The sequence below is a fragment of the Cupriavidus cauae genome (assembly GCF_008632125.1).
GTDB classification, from domain to species: domain Bacteria; phylum Pseudomonadota; class Gammaproteobacteria; order Burkholderiales; family Burkholderiaceae; genus Cupriavidus; species Cupriavidus cauae.
The window spans coordinates 273,102-287,752 of record NZ_VWRN01000034.1 but is presented as its reverse complement, the minus strand read 5'-3'; the positions used below and the strand labels follow the sequence as shown (position 1 = coordinate 287,752).

14 protein-coding genes are annotated in these 14,651 nt (G+C 68.7%); 8 read left to right on the top strand and 6 right to left on the bottom strand.

What is annotated here, in order from left to right; translation table 11 throughout:
• The first annotated feature begins 268 nt into the window (after positions 1-268).
• From dapB to F1599_RS13495, 8 genes are all read left to right on the top strand, one after another.
• Positions 269-1,066 carry a 4-hydroxy-tetrahydrodipicolinate reductase gene (dapB, locus tag F1599_RS13530; RefSeq protein ID WP_149316637.1) on the top strand — a complete coding sequence of 266 codons (798 nt, stop codon included), beginning with the start codon at positions 269-271 and terminating at the stop codon, positions 1,064-1,066.
• 266 nt (positions 1,067-1,332) lie between these two features.
• The gene (gene leuS, locus F1599_RS13525; protein WP_150083398.1) at positions 1,333-3,957 is read left to right on the top strand and encodes a leucine--tRNA ligase; all 2,625 of its coding nucleotides are present in this window, start codon (positions 1,333-1,335) and stop codon (positions 3,955-3,957) included.
• A gap of 64 nt (positions 3,958-4,021) precedes the next feature.
• On the top strand, positions 4,022-4,528 hold the full coding sequence (locus F1599_RS13520; protein ID WP_149316639.1) for an LPS-assembly lipoprotein LptE: 507 nt from the start codon (positions 4,022-4,024) through the stop codon (positions 4,526-4,528).
• Between the two features lie 67 nt (positions 4,529-4,595).
• Positions 4,596-5,651 (top strand): DNA polymerase III subunit delta, encoded by a 1,056-nt coding sequence (holA, locus tag F1599_RS13515; protein ID WP_150083397.1) that lies wholly within the window; start codon positions 4,596-4,598, stop codon positions 5,649-5,651.
• Between the two features lie 204 nt (positions 5,652-5,855).
• Positions 5,856-7,136 (top strand): glutamate-5-semialdehyde dehydrogenase, encoded by a 1,281-nt coding sequence (locus tag F1599_RS13510; RefSeq protein ID WP_149316641.1) that lies wholly within the window; start codon positions 5,856-5,858, stop codon positions 7,134-7,136.
• Positions 7,137-7,160: 24 nt separating this feature from the next.
• The gene (locus F1599_RS13505; RefSeq protein ID WP_149316642.1) at positions 7,161-7,583 is read left to right on the top strand and encodes a CopD family protein; all 423 of its coding nucleotides are present in this window, start codon (positions 7,161-7,163) and stop codon (positions 7,581-7,583) included.
• A 96-nt stretch (positions 7,584-7,679) separates the two neighbouring features.
• Positions 7,680-8,285 carry a 2-hydroxychromene-2-carboxylate isomerase gene (locus tag F1599_RS13500; RefSeq protein WP_150083396.1) on the top strand — a complete coding sequence of 202 codons (606 nt, stop codon included), beginning with the start codon at positions 7,680-7,682 and terminating at the stop codon, positions 8,283-8,285.
• Between the two features lie 170 nt (positions 8,286-8,455).
• A complete protein-coding gene (locus tag F1599_RS13495; RefSeq protein WP_150083395.1) occupies positions 8,456-9,712 on the top strand; it encodes a THUMP domain-containing class I SAM-dependent RNA methyltransferase in 1,257 nt (418 codons plus the stop codon).
• A 72-nt stretch (positions 9,713-9,784) separates the two neighbouring features.
• Here the strand turns inward: F1599_RS13495 and F1599_RS13490 are convergent, their stop codons facing one another.
• The 6 genes from F1599_RS13490 to panD form a co-directional block, all read right to left on the bottom strand.
• Positions 9,785-10,822: a response regulator gene (locus tag F1599_RS13490; RefSeq protein WP_006580100.1), complete on the bottom strand. Its 1,038-nt coding sequence runs from the start codon at positions 10,820-10,822 to the stop codon at positions 9,785-9,787.
• A 190-nt stretch (positions 10,823-11,012) separates the two neighbouring features.
• Positions 11,013-12,476 (bottom strand): NAD(P)(+) transhydrogenase (Re/Si-specific) subunit beta, encoded by a 1,464-nt coding sequence (locus tag F1599_RS13485; protein ID WP_149316645.1) that lies wholly within the window; start codon positions 12,474-12,476, stop codon positions 11,013-11,015.
• A complete protein-coding gene (locus F1599_RS13480; protein WP_150083394.1) occupies positions 12,473-12,805 on the bottom strand; it encodes an NAD(P) transhydrogenase subunit alpha in 333 nt (110 codons plus the stop codon). Before F1599_RS13480 ends, F1599_RS13485 begins: the two co-directional genes overlap by 4 nt.
• A 95-nt stretch (positions 12,806-12,900) precedes the next feature.
• Complete coding sequence (locus F1599_RS13475) at positions 12,901-13,923, bottom strand: HAD family hydrolase (protein WP_223819619.1); 1,023 nt, start codon at positions 13,921-13,923, stop codon at positions 12,901-12,903.
• Complete coding sequence (locus F1599_RS26230; protein ID WP_223819618.1) at positions 13,883-14,062, bottom strand: hypothetical protein; 180 nt, start codon at positions 14,060-14,062, stop codon at positions 13,883-13,885. The genes F1599_RS13475 and F1599_RS26230 overlap by 41 nt, the downstream gene beginning before the upstream one ends.
• A gap of 66 nt (positions 14,063-14,128) precedes the next feature.
• Positions 14,129-14,491 carry an aspartate 1-decarboxylase gene (gene panD / locus F1599_RS13470; protein WP_006577190.1) on the bottom strand — a complete coding sequence of 121 codons (363 nt, stop codon included), beginning with the start codon at positions 14,489-14,491 and terminating at the stop codon, positions 14,129-14,131.
• Positions 14,492-14,651 lie beyond the last annotated feature (160 nt).

Sequence of the window (14,651 nt, the reverse complement as noted above, 5' to 3'; positions counted from 1 at the left end):
CGCCGCGACGCCCGCCGGTGCGGCGCCGTCGCAGCCGGCGGCCGAGCCGGCCAGCGAGCGCGCCGCCAGCGCCAGCCCCGCCGACACCGTCAAGTAAATCGCAGGGTGCGGCCCGCGGGGCCGCCCATGCCGTTGCACCGGCGCGCGGTGAGGACAGTCAAGCCACGCCTGGGCGTGGCCTTCCCACGCAGCGCCGGCGTCGTGCCTTGTCCTCCTGTCCTGACTTCACTGTTATTCGCCTGATTTCTTTCCGGGGAACCGACTCGCCATGAAACTCGCTATTGCCGGGGCCTCCGGCCGCATGGGCCGCATGTTGATCGAATATGTGCTGAACGCGGAGGGCGTGACGCTGGCCGGCGCGCTCGACGTGCCCGGCGCGGCCGCGCTGGGGCAGGACGCGGGCCTGTTCCTCGGGCGCGAAACCGGTGTCAGGATCACCTCGGACATCGAGGCCGCGCTGTCCGGCGCCGACTGCCTGATCGACTTCACCCGTCCCGAAGGCACGCTGGCCCACCTGCAGGTGGCGCGCCGGCTCGGCGTCAAGATGGTGATCGGCACCACCGGCTTCGACGACGCCGGCAAGGCCGCGCTGGCCGAGGCCGCGCAGTCGATCGGCGTGGTCTTCGCCGCCAATATGAGCGTCGGCGTCAACGCGACCTTCAAGCTGCTGGAGGTCGCGGCGAAGATGCTGTCCTCCGGCTACGACATTGAAATCATCGAGGCGCACCATCGCCACAAGGTCGATGCGCCCTCGGGCACCGCGCTGAAGATGGGCGAGATCATCGCCGAGGCGCTCGGCCGCGACCTGAAGACCTGCGGCGTGTTCGCCCGCGAAGGCCATACCGGCCCGCGCGATCCGAATTCGATCGGCTTTGCCACGGTGCGCGGCGGCGATATCGTGGGCGACCACACCGTGCTGTTCGCCGGCATCGGCGAGCGCATCGAGATCACGCACAAGTCCTCTAGCCGCCAGTCGTATGCCGACGGCGCGGTGCGCGCCGCCCGCTTCCTGGCGGACAAGCCGAACGGGATGTTCGACATGCAGGACGTGCTGGGGCTCAAGTAACTGGCCCGACGTCAGTACGCCTGAAGCAAGCGGGCCGGAAGTTGGCACGCGCGAAGTAGGCAGCCCTGAAGCCAGCGGGCCTGAAGTACGACGCGCAGCCTGCCCGGCCGCGCCTGCCCTCCCCAAGGCGGCGCGCGCAGGCCGTTTCCGCGGCCCACCGCCGGTTATAATCGGCGTTTCCCGCACGCCGCCAACGGCTGGCGTGCCCCCAACCGCTGCCAGATTCCACATCGCTGGTGCGCCGCGCGCGCGCCGCTGTCCCAACCATGCAAGACAAATACCTCCCCGCCGAAGTCGAAGAATCCGCCCGCCAGCACTGGCAAGCCATCGACGCCTATCGCGTCGACGAGCACGCGGTGGGCCCCGACGGCAAGGAGAAGCCCAAGTTCTACGCCTGCTCGATGCTGCCGTATCCGTCGGGCAAGCTCCATATGGGGCACGTGCGCAACTACACCATCAACGACGTGATGGCGCGCTACCTGCGCATGAACGGGCATAACGTACTGATGCCGATGGGCTGGGACGCCTTCGGCATGCCGGCCGAGAACGCCGCGATCAACAACCGCGTGGCGCCGGCGGCCTGGACCTACGACAACATCGCCTACATGAAGAAGCAGATGGCGTCGATGGGCCTGGCGATCGACTGGTCGCGCGAGGTCGCCACCTGCGATCCGAACTACTACCGCTGGAACCAGTGGCTGTTCCTGAAGATGCTGGAGAAGGGCATCGCCTACCGCAAGACCGGCACCGTCAACTGGGACCCGGTGGACCAGACCGTGCTGGCCAACGAGCAGGTGATCGACGGCCGCGGCTGGCGCTCGGGGGCGGTGGTCGAGAAGCGCGAGATTCCGATGTACTACCTCGGCATCACGCAGTACGCCGAGGAGCTGCTGGGCGAGCTCGAGGGCCTGGGCTGGCCCGAGCGCGTCAAGGTGATGCAGCAGAACTGGATCGGCAAGAGCGAGGGCGTGCGCTTCGCCTTCCCGCACGCGATCGTCGGCGACGACGGCGAACTGATCGGCGGCGGCAAGCTGTACGTGTTCACCACGCGCGCCGACACCATCATGGGCGTGACGTTCTGCGCGGTCGCGGCCGAGCACCCGCTGGCCACGCACGCCGCCTCGACCAATCCCGAGCTGGCCGCCTTCATCGACGAGTGCAAGCGCGGCTCCGTGATGGAAGCCGACATGGCGACCATGGAAAAGAAGGGCATGCCGACCGGCCTGAAGGTCGTGCACCCGCTGACCGGCGAGCCGGTCGACGTCTGGGTCGGCAACTACGTGCTGATGACCTACGGCGACGGCGCGGTGATGGGCGTGCCCGCGCACGACGAGCGCGACTTCGCCTTTGCGCGCAAGTACGGCCTGCCGATCAAGCAGGTCATCGACGTCAAGGGCCAGCCGTTCTCGACCGAGGCCTGGCAGGACTGGTACGCCGACAAGGAACATGGCCGCTGCATCCATAGCGGCCACTACGATGGCCTGCACCATCGCGCCGCGGTGGACGCGATCGCCGCCGACCTGGCGGCCAAGGGCCTGGGCGAGAAGAAGGTGACCTGGCGCCTGCGCGACTGGGGCATTTCGCGCCAGCGCTACTGGGGCACGCCGATCCCGCTGATCCATTGCGACAGCTGCGGCGTGGTGCCGGTGCCCGAGAAGGACCTGCCGGTGGTGCTGCCGGAGGACCTGGTGCCGGACGGCAGCGGCAACCCGCTGGCCAAGGACCCGCGCTTCCTCGAATGCACGTGCCCGTCCTGCGGCAAGCCGGCCCGGCGCGAGACCGACACGATGGACACGTTCATCGACTCGTGCTGGTACTACATGCGCTATACCTGCCCGGACGCGGACACGATGGTCGATGCACGCAACGATTACTGGATGCCGATGGACCAGTACATCGGCGGCATCGAACACGCGATCCTGCACCTGCTGTACGCGCGCTTCTGGACCAAGGTGATGCGCGACCTCGGCCTGGTCAAGTTCGGCGAGCCGTTCACCAACCTGCTGACGCAGGGCATGGTGCTGAACGAGACGTACTATCGCGAGGACGCGAACGGCAAGAAGCATTGGTTCAATCCGGCCGACGTCGACGTCAGGACCGACGAGCGCGGCCGCCCGGTCGGCGCCACGCTGAAGGCCGACGGCCAGCCGGTCGAGATCGGCGGCGTCGAGAAGATGTCGAAGTCCAAGAACAACGGCATCGACCCGCAGGCGCTGATCGACCAGTACGGCGCCGATACCGCGCGCCTGTTCACGATGTTCGCCGCGCCGCCCGAGCAGCAGCTCGAGTGGAGCAGTTCCGGCGTCGAGGGTGCCTCGCGCTTCCTGCGCCGGGTCTGGGCCTATGGGCAGGCGAACGCCGAGGCGATCCGTGCCGCCGGTGCCGGCGGCGAGACCGTCGACGCCGACCGCGCGCTGCGCCGCGACGTGCATGGCGTGCTGCGCCAGGCCAACTACGACTACCAGCGCATCCAGTACAACACCGTGGTGTCCGCCGCGATGAAGATGCTCAACGCGCTGGAAGATGCCAAGTCGGCGTCGCCGGCCGCGCGCCGCGAGGGCTTCGGCATCCTGCTGCGCGTGCTGTACCCGGTGGTGCCGCACATCACCCACGTGCTGTGGCAGGAACTGGGCTACGCCGCCGCGCATGGCGACCTGCTCGATGCGCCGTGGCCGCAGGTCGACGAGGCCGCGCTGGTGCAGAGCGAGATCGAACTGGTGCTGCAGGTCAACGGCAAGGTGCGCGGCAGCCTGACGGTGCCCGCCGATGCCGACCGCGCCGCGATCGAGGCGATGGCCGCCGCCAGCGAGACCGTCGCCAAGTTCGCCGCGGGCGCCGCGCCGAAGAAGATCGTGGTGGTGCCCGGCCGCCTGGTCAATGTGGTGATCTGAGGCGGGCCGCCACCGCAATGGCATCCCGCCGCCGCGCCATCGACCCAATCAAAGGAATCGCGCCATGACTAGACCGAACCCGAATCGCCGCGCCGTGCTGGCCGCGCTGCTGGCCGCCGGTGCGCTGGCCGGCTGCGGCTTCCATCTGCGCGGCAGCTCGGACTTCGCCTTCAAGCGGCTGTATGTCGGCATCCCGAAGAACTCGCTGATGGGCGCCGAACTGACGCGCGCCATCCAGGGCGGTTCCGACACCATCGTCGTCACCGATCCCAAGCAGGCCGACGCGCTGCTCGACGTGCTCGAGGACAGCCGCACCAAGACCGTGCTGTCGATCACGACGGCGGGCGTCGTGCGCGAATACCGGCTGACGCAGCGCTTCACGTTCCGGCTGCGCGATGCGGCCGGCCGCGAGATGATCGCGCCGTCGCAGATGGTGCTGTTCCGCGACCTGACCTACAACGAGGCCAACGCGCTGGCCAAGGGCTACGAGGAAGAGCAGCTGTACCGCGACATGCAGCGCGACATCGTGCAGCAGCTGATGCGCCGGCTCGCCGCCGCCAAGCCCGCCTGAGGCCGCGCACGCAGCGCGCCCAGGTACGACAGCCAAGACAGCCAGGACAGGCGAATACCACCACCGGATGCAGCTCAAGCTCGACGCTCTCGACGGTCACCTGCGCCAGGCCCAGGCGCGCGGGCTGGCGCCGCTGTACGTGGTGCACGGCGACGAGCATCTGCTGGTGCTCGAAGCGGTCGATCGCCTGCGCCAGGCCGCGCGCGCGGCCGGCTACAGCGAGCGCGACGTGCTGGTGTCCGAGCGCGGCTTCCAGTGGAGCCAGCTGCTCGAGGCCCAGCAGTCGATGTCGCTGTTCGGCGACCGCAAGATCGTCGAGCTGCGCATTCCGTCCGGCAAGCCCGGCAAGGAAGGCGGCGAGGTGCTGCGCGCTGTCGCGGCGCAGCTGTCGGCTTCGCCGGTCGCCTCCGATCTGGTGATGCTGATCACGCTGCCGCGGCTGGATTTTGCCGCGTCGAAGTCCGCCTGGTTCCAGGCCCTCGAAGGCGCCGGCGTCTCGATCAAGGTCGACAGCGTCGATCGCACCCGGCTGCCGGCCTGGGTCGGCGAACGGCTGGCGCTGCAGAACCAGCGCGTGGAGCCGGGCGAACCGGGCCGCCGCGCGCTGCAGTTCATCGCGGACAAGGTCGAGGGCAACCTGCTGGCCGCCCATCAGGAAATCCAGAAGCTCGGCCTGCTGTATCCCGCCGGCGTGCTGACCTTCGACCAGGTCCACGACGCGGTGCTCAATGTCGCCCGCTACGACGTGTTCAAGCTGTCCGAGGCGATGCTCGGCGGCGACGTGCCGCGGCTGGTGCGGATGCTTGAAGGACTGCGCGGCGAGGGCGAGGCCACGGTGCTGGTGCTGTGGGCGCTGACCGAGGAAATTCGCGTATTATCCAAGGTCCGGCAGGGGCTGGCCGGCGGCAAGCCGATGGGCGTGCTGACCCGCGAGCTGCGCATCTGGGGACCGCGCGAGAAGCTGGTGCCGCAGGCCGCGCAGCGGCTGTCCACCGAGCGGCTCGAGGCCGCGCTGGCGATGGCCGCGAAGCTGGACCGGCAGACCAAGGGCCTGCGCGTCGACGGCATGCCGGCCGAGCCGTGGGACGGCCTGCTGCAGCTGGCGCTGATGATCGCGCGCTGATGGCTTCGGGCTGACGATGTCGGGCTGATGGTTTGGCGCTGACGAGGTTTCGCTGACCATCTTGCGCTCACCATTGCGCGGAAGAACGGCACGCTGATCTGCCCCAACGCTGCGGCCGAGCGCCGCCGGAACCCGCGACGTCGCGCCGCCCGCAGCGCGCCCGCCAAATACAAGATTGCCAGGCCGCACCGACCGGCCACCGATATGAACCAGCTCGACCTCTACCAGTACATGGACCGCGTCGGCCGCCAGGCCCGCGCCGCGTCGCGCGCGATGGCGCGCGCCTCCACCGCCGACAAGAACCGCGCGCTGCTGACCATCGCCGCCGCGATCCGCCGCGACGCCGAGCAGCTGAAGGCCGTCAATGCGCGCGATGTCGAGCGCGCCCGCGCCAACGGCCAGGACGCCGCCTTCGTCGATCGACTGACGCTGTCGGACAAGGCCATCGCCACCATGGCCGCCGGACTGGAACAGATTGCCGCGCTGCCCGATCCGATCGGCGAGATCGGCAACATGAAATACCGGCCGACCGGCATCCAGGTCGGCCAGATGCGCGTGCCGCTCGGCGTGATCGGCATCATCTACGAGTCGCGCCCCAATGTGACCATCGACGCAGCGGCGCTGTGCCTGAAGTCGGGCAACGCGACCATCCTGCGCGGCGGCTCGGAAGCCATCGAATCGAATACCGCGCTGGCCAGGCTGGTCGCCGAGGGCCTGGCCGAGGCCGGGCTGCCGGCCGAGGCGGTGCAGGTCATCGAGACCACCGACCGCGCCGCGGTCGGGCGCCTGATCACGATGACCGAGTATGTCGACGTGATCGTGCCGCGCGGCGGCAAGAGCCTGATCGCGCGGCTGATGGAAGAGGCGCGCGTGCCGATGATCAAGCATCTGGACGGCATCTGCCATGTCTATGTCGACGGCGACGCCGACCTCGACAAGGCGGTGCGCATCTGCGACAACGCCAAGACGCAGCGCTACGCGCCGTGCAATACGATGGAAACGCTGCTGGTGGCCGAGTCGATTGCCGCGCGCGTACTGCCGCCGCTGTGCACGATCTATCAGCAGAAGGGCGTCGAGCTGCGGGTTTGCCCGGCCACGCGCGCCACGCTGGAAGCCGCGGGCATCGAAGGCCTGGTCGATGCGACCGAGGAAGACTGGCGCCTCGAATACCTGGCGCCGGTGCTGGCGATCCGCACCGTGTCCGGCCTCGACGAGGCGATCGCCCACATCAACACCTACGGCTCGGCCCACACCGATTCGATCGTCACCGAGAACTATTCGGCCGGCATGCGCTTCCTGCGCGAGGTCGATTCGGCCAGCGTGATGATCAACGCGTCGACGCGTTTCGCGGACGGCTTCGAGTACGGCCTCGGCGCGGAGATCGGCATCTCGAACGACAAGCTGCACGCACGCGGCCCGGTCGGCCTCGAAGGGCTGACCTCGCTGAAGTACGTGGTGTTCGGCCACGGCGAAGTTCGCACGTAAATTACCGGGTCATACGGATCGCCGATGCTCTGGGTCAAATCGCTGCATATCGTCTTCGTGGTCTCCTGGTTCGCGGGGCTGTTCTACCTGCCGCGCATCTTCGTCAATCTGGCGATGGAGACCGATCCCGCCGCGGTGGCGCGGCTGCTGGCGATGGCGCGCAAGCTGCTGCGCTTCATGACGATGCTGGCGATCCCCGCGCTGGCGTTCGGGCTGTGGCTCTATCTGGGCTATGGCATCGGGCGCGGGCCGGGACAGGGCTGGATGCATGCCAAGCTGGCGCTGGTGCTGGTACTGCTCGGTTATCACCATGGCTGCGCGGTGCTGCTGCGCAAATTCGAGGCCGGACGCAATACGCGCTCGCATCGCTTCTACCGCTGGTTCAACGAACTGCCGGTGCTGGTGCTGCTGGCGATCGTGGTGCTGGTGGTGGTCAAGCCGTTCTGACGCCTCCATGTCGGGCGGCATGGCCGAACCCTCGGCATTGCCTGGATCGGCCGCAACGCCCTGAATTCCCCCGCCTGAACCTACCCCGAGGAACCGATGAGCAAGCAGATCGACTACTACTTCTCGCCGCAGTCGCCGTACGTGTACCTCGGCCACGCGCGCTTTACCGAGATCGCGACCCGCCATGGCGCGCAGGTCAATCTGAAGCCCTGCGACCTGGGCAAGGTGTTCGCGACCTCGGGCGGCCTGCCGCTGGCCCAGCGGCCGCCGCAGCGCCAGGCCTACCGGCTGGTTGAACTGGCGCGCTGGCGCGACTACCTCGGCGTGCCGCTCAATCTGGAGCCCAAATACTTTCCGGTCTCCGGCGACGCCGCCAGCCGGCTGATCATCGCGGCGCGGCTGGCCCATGGCACGGCGCGCGCGATGGCGCTGCTCGGTGCGATCGGCCGGGCGCTGTGGGCGGAGGAGCGTAATATCGCCGATGCCGCCACGCTGGCCGAGCTGGCCGACCGCCTGGACCTCGATGGCGCGGCGCTGTTGAAGGCCAGCGAAGGGCAGGGCGTGCAGGAGGAATACGCGCGCCATACCCAGGATGCGATCTCGGCCGGCGTGTTCGGCGCGCCCTGGTACGTCTACGACGGCCAGCCGTACTGGGGCCAGGACCGGCTCGACTTTCTCGATCGCGCGCTGGCGGCCGCCTGAGCGCGGTCCTGCCGGTCCGGCCCGGGGCTGGCGCCGGCGCCTGCAGTCCGCCACGGCGGACGTTTTTGTTTGAAGCGGTTGCCCCGTTTCGCCTGCTGTTGACTTGACCCGTTGCGACCGTTCGCGACCTTTGCGACCCGTTCGCGCCCCCTTTTTGCCGGACCGCTGTGATGACCCAAGCCTTCTTCGCCCCCTGCCCGCGCGGCCTCGAGAGCGCGCTCGCCGACGAGCTGCGCGAGATCGCCGTGCGGCCCGATGTGGATGCCCTCGCACCGTTCGACGTCCATCGCGAGGTGCCTGGCGGCGTCAGCTTCTCCGGCGACATGGCGGCCGCCTATGCGGTCAATCTGCATTCGCGCATCGCCAGCCGCGTGCTGCTGCGGGTTGCCGCCCGCGGCTACCGCCACGAGGACGATATCTACGAGCTGGCGCGCACGCAGCGCTGGGACCAGTGGTTCGGCCCGGACGAGACCATCAAGATCGAGCTGACCGCGCACCGCTCGCCGCTGCGCAGCCTGAACTTCACCGCGCTGCGGGTCAAGGACGGCGTCTGCGACGCGATGCGCGAGCGCCTCGGTGCGCGGCCCAGCGTCGACACCGCCAGCCCCGACGTACGGATCTACGCGCATCTGACCGAGCACGACTGCACGCTGTACCTGGACACCACCGGCGAGCCGCTGTTCAAGCGCGGCTGGCGCATGGAAAAGGGCGAGGCGCCGCTGAAGGAGAACCTGGCCGCCGGCATCCTGCGGCTGGCCGGCTGGACGCCGGGCAAGACCTCGCGGCCTTTCTACGACCCGATGTGCGGCAGCGGCACGTTCCTGGTCGAGGCGGCGCAGGTCGCGCTCGGGCTGGCCCCGGGCGCGGCGCGCAGCTTCGCCTTCGAATGGCTCAAGGGAATCAACCTGAAGCCCTGGAAGGCGCTCAAGAGCGAGGCCCAGGCCGCGAGCCAGCGCGCCGCGGCCGCCGCGCCGGCGGACCTGGCCATTGCCGGCAGCGATATCTCGACGGACATGCTGGCGATGGCCAGCGCCAACTGGCAGCGTGCGGGCCTGCCGGGCGAGTTGCGGGCCAAGCAGGTCGACGCGCGCCACGTGCAGCCGCCGTTCGCCGAACCGGGCCTGCTGCTGCTGAACCCGCCCTATGGCGAGCGGATCGCTGTGCGCGGCCAGCGCCGGCCGGCGTTCGACGAGGCGCCGGTGGACAGCGCCGAGGAGGCCGCCGCCAACCAGTTCGCCAGCGCGTTCGCGACCACGCTGAAGCAGCATTTCTCGGGCTGGGAGGCCTGGATCTTCACCGGCGACCTGTCGCTGCCGCGCCGGCTGCGGCTGAAGGAATCGCGGCGCGTGCCGCTCTACAACGGCAATATCGAATGCCGGCTGTTCCGCTTCGAGATGGTGAAGGGCGGCAACCGGGCGCAGTCGTAGAAAGCGAGGGCGTCCTCGCGCTCCCCCAACCGGGCTTCGGCCAGCGGGAGAGGGAGTGGACCGACGTGACGCTCAACGCCCCGTCAGGCTTCCCTCGTTGCGCTCGAATTCCGTCAGGAAGGTCCGGAAGCTGACCACCGGCTCGTCGAGCAGATGGCGGGGCAGGTCGAACAGCGCGTACAGGAATTCCTCGCGGCCCTCGACGCGTTCGGCCGGCAGGCAGTACTGCTCCCAGTCGACGCAGGCCGGCGTGTACATGCCGTTGCCGGGCCAGAAGAACGGCACGATGCGGCCTTCGCGCAGGCCTTCGGTCAGCGCAGCGGGCGCGTCGTAGGCCTCGGCCGACTCGACCTGGCTGGCGAGGCTCGTGCGCGTTTCGATCACCATCAGCGTGGCCTGTCCCTGCGCGGTCAGCAGCAGGATACCGGCGGGGTTCGGGTACAGGTAGTACTCGACGAAGCCGTAGCGCGCCGCCAGCTGGCGCACGCGCTCGGCCATCGCGGCATCGGACAGGAACGAGAACGAGTGCCGCGTCAGCAGGTCGCGCAGCGTGTGCGACAGCGTGGTGAAGTACTGCTGCTGCAGCGCGTCGATCTCCTGGTCCAGCCGCTCGACCATATTGCTGTCGTGCTTCTTGACGTAGCGGTCGATCAGGCCGTGGTTGAAGCCCTGCACCGCGACGCCTTCATCCGCGGTACCGGTCAGCAGGATGGTCTTGCACGGCAGGTCCTGCAGCGCGCGGCAGAACTCGAGCCCGTCCATCTGCGGCATCGAATAATCGACCACGATCACGCCCGGCTGCACGAAGCGGTGAATGTCGTGGATCTGCCGATGGATGCGGTCGATATCGAGCTGCACCGTGCGGCGCTCGGTCAGGAAGGTCAGATCGTCGTGCGTGACGCGCACCGGCAGGAAGCCGGTGAAGCGCGTGGTGTAGGCCTCGCGGATCCACTGCAGCGCCTCGCGCGGGTCGGTGAAGGTGACCACCGGGCGGGTCCGGTCCATCTGGAAGACCAGGCTGTCCATGAAGGAACGGCTGTCGTCGACCAGTACGGTCAGGATCGGATGTTGGAAGACCGGCAGATGCCTGTCCTGCGGATTGAATGTCATGTCGCGTGCGACCCCGGGAGGCAAGGAGCGGGTCCGGCTGCAGCAGGGAACGCGGGGCCGGCGCCAGGGCCGTGATGGCCGGCGCATGCCGGCCCCCGCGGCCGAGGGCCAGTATAGCGCGCCGGAGCGGGGGCGCAACCGACCCCGGAGGGGGCCGGCGCGAGGCGATTTCCGGGCCGGACTCCCCCGGTCAGGCGACCGCCTTGACCATGTCCTCGACCACCTTCTTGGCGTCGCCGAACACCATCATCGTCTTGTCCATGTAGAACAGCTCGTTGTCCAGCCCGGCATAGCCGGCTGCCATCGAACGCTTGTTGACGATGATGGTCTTGGCCTTGTAGGCCTCGAGGATCGGCATGCCGGCGATCGGCGAGTTCGGGTCGGTCTTGGCCGCCGGGTTGACCACGTCGTTGGCGCCGAGCACCAGCACCACGTCGGCCTGGCCGAACTCGCTGTTGATGTCCTCCATCTCGAAGACCTGGTCGTACGGCACTTCGGCCTCGGCCAGCAGCACGTTCATGTGGCCCGGCATGCGGCCCGCCACCGGGTGGATCGCGTACTTCACCGTGACGCCCTTCTCGGACAGCATCTCGGTCAGCTCCTTGAGCGCATGCTGGGCGCGCGCCACCGCCAGGCCGTAGCCGGGCACGATGATCACGGTCTCGGCATTGCCCATCAGGAAGGCCGCGTCGTCCGGCGAGCCCGACTTGACGTTGCGCTGCGCCTGCGAGCCCGCCGCGGCCGCGCTGCTCGCCTCGCCGCCGAAGCCACCCAGGATCACGTTGAAGAACGAGCGGTTCATCGCCCGGCACATGATGTACGACAGGATCGCACCGGAGGAGCCCACCAGCGAGCCGGCGATGATCAGCATCGGATTGTTCAGCGAAAAGCCGATGCCCGCCGCCGCCCAGCCCGAGTACGAGTTCAGCATCGACACCACCACCGGCATGTCGGCGCCGCCGATCGGGATGATGATCAGCACGCCGAGCACGAAGGCGATCGCCAGCATCACCAGGAAGGGCAGCCACTGCTGCGTCATGAAGAAGGCGATGCCGAAGCCGACCATCGCGACCGCCAGCGCCAGGTTCAGCCAGTGCTGGCCCGAGAACACCACCGGCGCGCCCTGGAACAGCCGGAACTTGTAGCGCCCGGCCAGCTTGCCGAAGGCGATCACCGAGCCCGAGAACGTGATCGCGCCGACGAAGCAGCCGATGAACAGCTCGATGCGGTTGCCCAGCGGGATCTCGTGCGAGCCGGCCGCCGTGATGCCGAAGGCCGCCGGTTCGGCCACCGCCGCGATGGCGATGAAGACCGCGGCCAGGCCGATCAGCGAGTGCATCGCCGCGACCAGTTCCGGCATCTTGGTCATCTCGACCTTCTTCGCGACGTAGGCGCCGATGCCGCCGCCGACCACCAGTCCGGCGAGGATCAGGCCCAGGCCGGTGCCGATCGACGACTGGCCGATGCCGGCGGCCAGGAACTCGTTCTTCAGCTTGACGATCAGCGCGACGGTGGTCAGCGCGGCGATCGCCATGCCGATCATGCCGAAGGCATTGCCGCGGCGCGCGGTGGCCGGATGCGAGAGCCCCTTCAAGGCCTGGATGAAGCAGACCGAGGCCACCAGGTAGAGCAGCGTGACGACGTTCATGCTCATTGCGCGCCCTCCTTGCTGGCGGCCTGCGCGGCCTTCTTCGGCTCCTTCTTCTTGAACATCTCCAGCATGCGCTGGGTCACCAGGAAGCCGCCGAACACGTTGACCGCGGCCAGGGCCACGGCGAGCGTGCCCATCGCGCGGCCGACGCCGCCCTCGGTCAGCCCGGCGGCCAGCATCGCGCCGACGATGATGATCGCCGAGATCGCGTTGGTGACCGCCATCAGCGGGGTATGCAGCGCCGGCGTGACCGTCCAGACCACGTGGTAGCCCACGTAGATCGCCAGCACGAAGATGATCAGGTTGATCACCGTGTGGTTCACCATCTCCATCGACTTCTCCTCCCGTTGCTTGAATTCGGTTGTCCGCTCTTCCCAGCGCAGTTGCGCCCGCGGTTTCCCGCGCAGCTTTTCCGCACAGTTCCGCGTTACGGCGCGGCCGGCCTCGCCATTGGCTCGCCGGCCAGTGCCCGGCCTGGCGCCGACGGCGCCACGAACACGCGTTCCCAGTCGCGCCGCATGCTGACCACGGTCCAGCGGTGCGCGGCGGCGGCCTTCAGCGAGGCGCCATCCGGCTCGGTGTAGGCGGACTCGCGCTGCGCGTCGTCATGGTCGATCAACAGCTGGAACGACGGCCCGCGCCGTCCCTGGCTGTAGGCCAGCATCGCGATATCGCCCGCGCCGCCGACATTGCCGGCGGCAAACACCGGACGCTTGCCGATCTGCAGCGCGATATTGGCGGGCTTGTTCTCTTTGTCGTTGAAGCTGTCGACGCGCGGCTCGCGCCAGACGGCGTTGCCCTGCGCGGTCTCGCGAAAGCGCAGCGCCAGCCGCGAGCCGATCACCTGCTGCGGCGCGATGCCGTAGTAGTCGGCGGCGAAGGCGCGCATGAAGTCGGCGGTGGAACCCGCGCACAGCCAGGTCTGGTAGCCCTGCGCGCGCAGCAAGCCGAGCAATTCCAGCATCGGCTGGTAGATGCCGTCGCGCAGCGGCGCGCGGCTGCGGGGATGGCGGGCGACGGCGAGAAAGCGCCGCGCCTCGTCCTGGAACGATTCGACCGCGGTGTTGCCGTACACCGCGTGCAGCAGCTGCAGCGCCGCGGTGTCGCCGCGCTGCAGATAGCCGCGCGGATCGGCGAGGAATTCGCGGTAGGGGCTTTGCGCGCCGAGCGTCGGATCGGCCTCGGTGCGCGCTCGCGCGAGATGCGCGACGAACAGCAGCTCGGCGCGCGGGTCCTCGCGCCACAGCGTGCCGTCGTTGTCGAAGATCGCGATGCGGTCGGCCGGGGCGATGAAGTCGCGGCCGCCCGGGGTGGTGGTGTCGCGCACGAAGCGCAGGATCGCCTGCTTGGCGGCGCCGTCGCGCCAGGAGGGTAGCGGGTCCGCCGCCGAAGCGGGCGGGGCGCCGACGTCAGGCGATGGCGATGCCGGCGTCGAGTCGGACGCCGACACCGGGGCCGTAACCGGCGCCGCAGCTGGTGCCGTAACGGGTGCCGTAACGGGTGCCGTACTGGGTGCCGTACTGGGTGCCGATACGCCGGCGCAGGCCGCACAGCCCGCCGCCACGACAACGATGAGCCAGCGGCGCCATGCGCCAGGGCCACCGTCGGCATGCCGGGACTGCGGGCGAGACTGCCTGCGCGCGGCGATCATGGGATCACACCTTCTTGATTTCCTTGATGCGGTTGTTGTCGTCGACCAGCACGATCTTCGGCTTGTAGTCGGCCAGTTCCGCATCGCTCATCGGCGCGTAGGTGCAGATGATCAGGTGGTCGCCCAGATGGGCCCGGCGCGCGGCGGCGCCGTTCAGCGAGATCTCGCCGGTGCCGCGCTTGCCCTTGATGATGTAGGTCGAGAAACGCTCGCCGTTGTTGACGTTGTAGAGCTCGATCTTCTCGTACTCCTTCATGTCCGCCGCGTCGAGCAGATCCTCGTCGATGCCGCACGACCCCTCGTAGTGCAGGTCCGCCTGCGTCACGGTGACGCGATGCAGCTTGGCGCGCAGAATGATGCGTTGCATGGTGTTGCTTTCCTTCGTTGATGCTGGCGCCGCGACGGCTCGAACGGGTGGCCGCGGCACCGTGAAAACGCGCCCGGGATGGGCGCGGGTTGAATCCGGGTTGAATCGATCTGGAGGGTTGGCGCTGCCGGCGCGCCGATCGCACAGGCAGCGCCGATCC

Bases quoted from the DNA above. Each gene is read 5' to 3' on its own strand.
- holA (WP_150083397.1), top strand. From the start codon at position 4,596: ATGCAGCTCAAGCTCGACGCTCTCGACGGTCACCTGCGCCAGGCCCAG.
- F1599_RS13500 (WP_150083396.1), top strand. From the start codon at position 7,680: ATGAGCAAGCAGATCGACTACTACTTCTCGCCGCAGTCGCCGTACGTG.
- dapB (WP_149316637.1), top strand. From the start codon at position 269: ATGAAACTCGCTATTGCCGGGGCCTCCGGCCGCATGGGCCGCATGTTG.
- leuS (WP_150083398.1), top strand. From the start codon at position 1,333: ATGCAAGACAAATACCTCCCCGCCGAAGTCGAAGAATCCGCCCGCCAG.
- F1599_RS13485 (WP_149316645.1), bottom strand. From the start codon at position 12,476: ATGAGCATGAACGTCGTCACGCTGCTCTACCTGGTGGCCTCGGTCTGC.
- F1599_RS13510 (WP_149316641.1), top strand. From the start codon at position 5,856: ATGAACCAGCTCGACCTCTACCAGTACATGGACCGCGTCGGCCGCCAG.
- F1599_RS13495 (WP_150083395.1), top strand. From the start codon at position 8,456: ATGACCCAAGCCTTCTTCGCCCCCTGCCCGCGCGGCCTCGAGAGCGCG.
- F1599_RS13480 (WP_150083394.1), bottom strand. From the start codon at position 12,805: ATGGAGATGGTGAACCACACGGTGATCAACCTGATCATCTTCGTGCTG.
- F1599_RS26230 (WP_223819618.1), bottom strand. From the start codon at position 14,062: ATGGCGCCGCTGGCTCATCGTTGTCGTGGCGGCGGGCTGTGCGGCCTG.
- F1599_RS13520 (WP_149316639.1), top strand. From the start codon at position 4,022: ATGACTAGACCGAACCCGAATCGCCGCGCCGTGCTGGCCGCGCTGCTG.
- panD (WP_006577190.1), bottom strand. From the start codon at position 14,491: ATGCAACGCATCATTCTGCGCGCCAAGCTGCATCGCGTCACCGTGACG.
- F1599_RS13490 (WP_006580100.1), bottom strand. From the start codon at position 10,822: ATGACATTCAATCCGCAGGACAGGCATCTGCCGGTCTTCCAACATCCG.
- F1599_RS13505 (WP_149316642.1), top strand. From the start codon at position 7,161: ATGCTCTGGGTCAAATCGCTGCATATCGTCTTCGTGGTCTCCTGGTTC.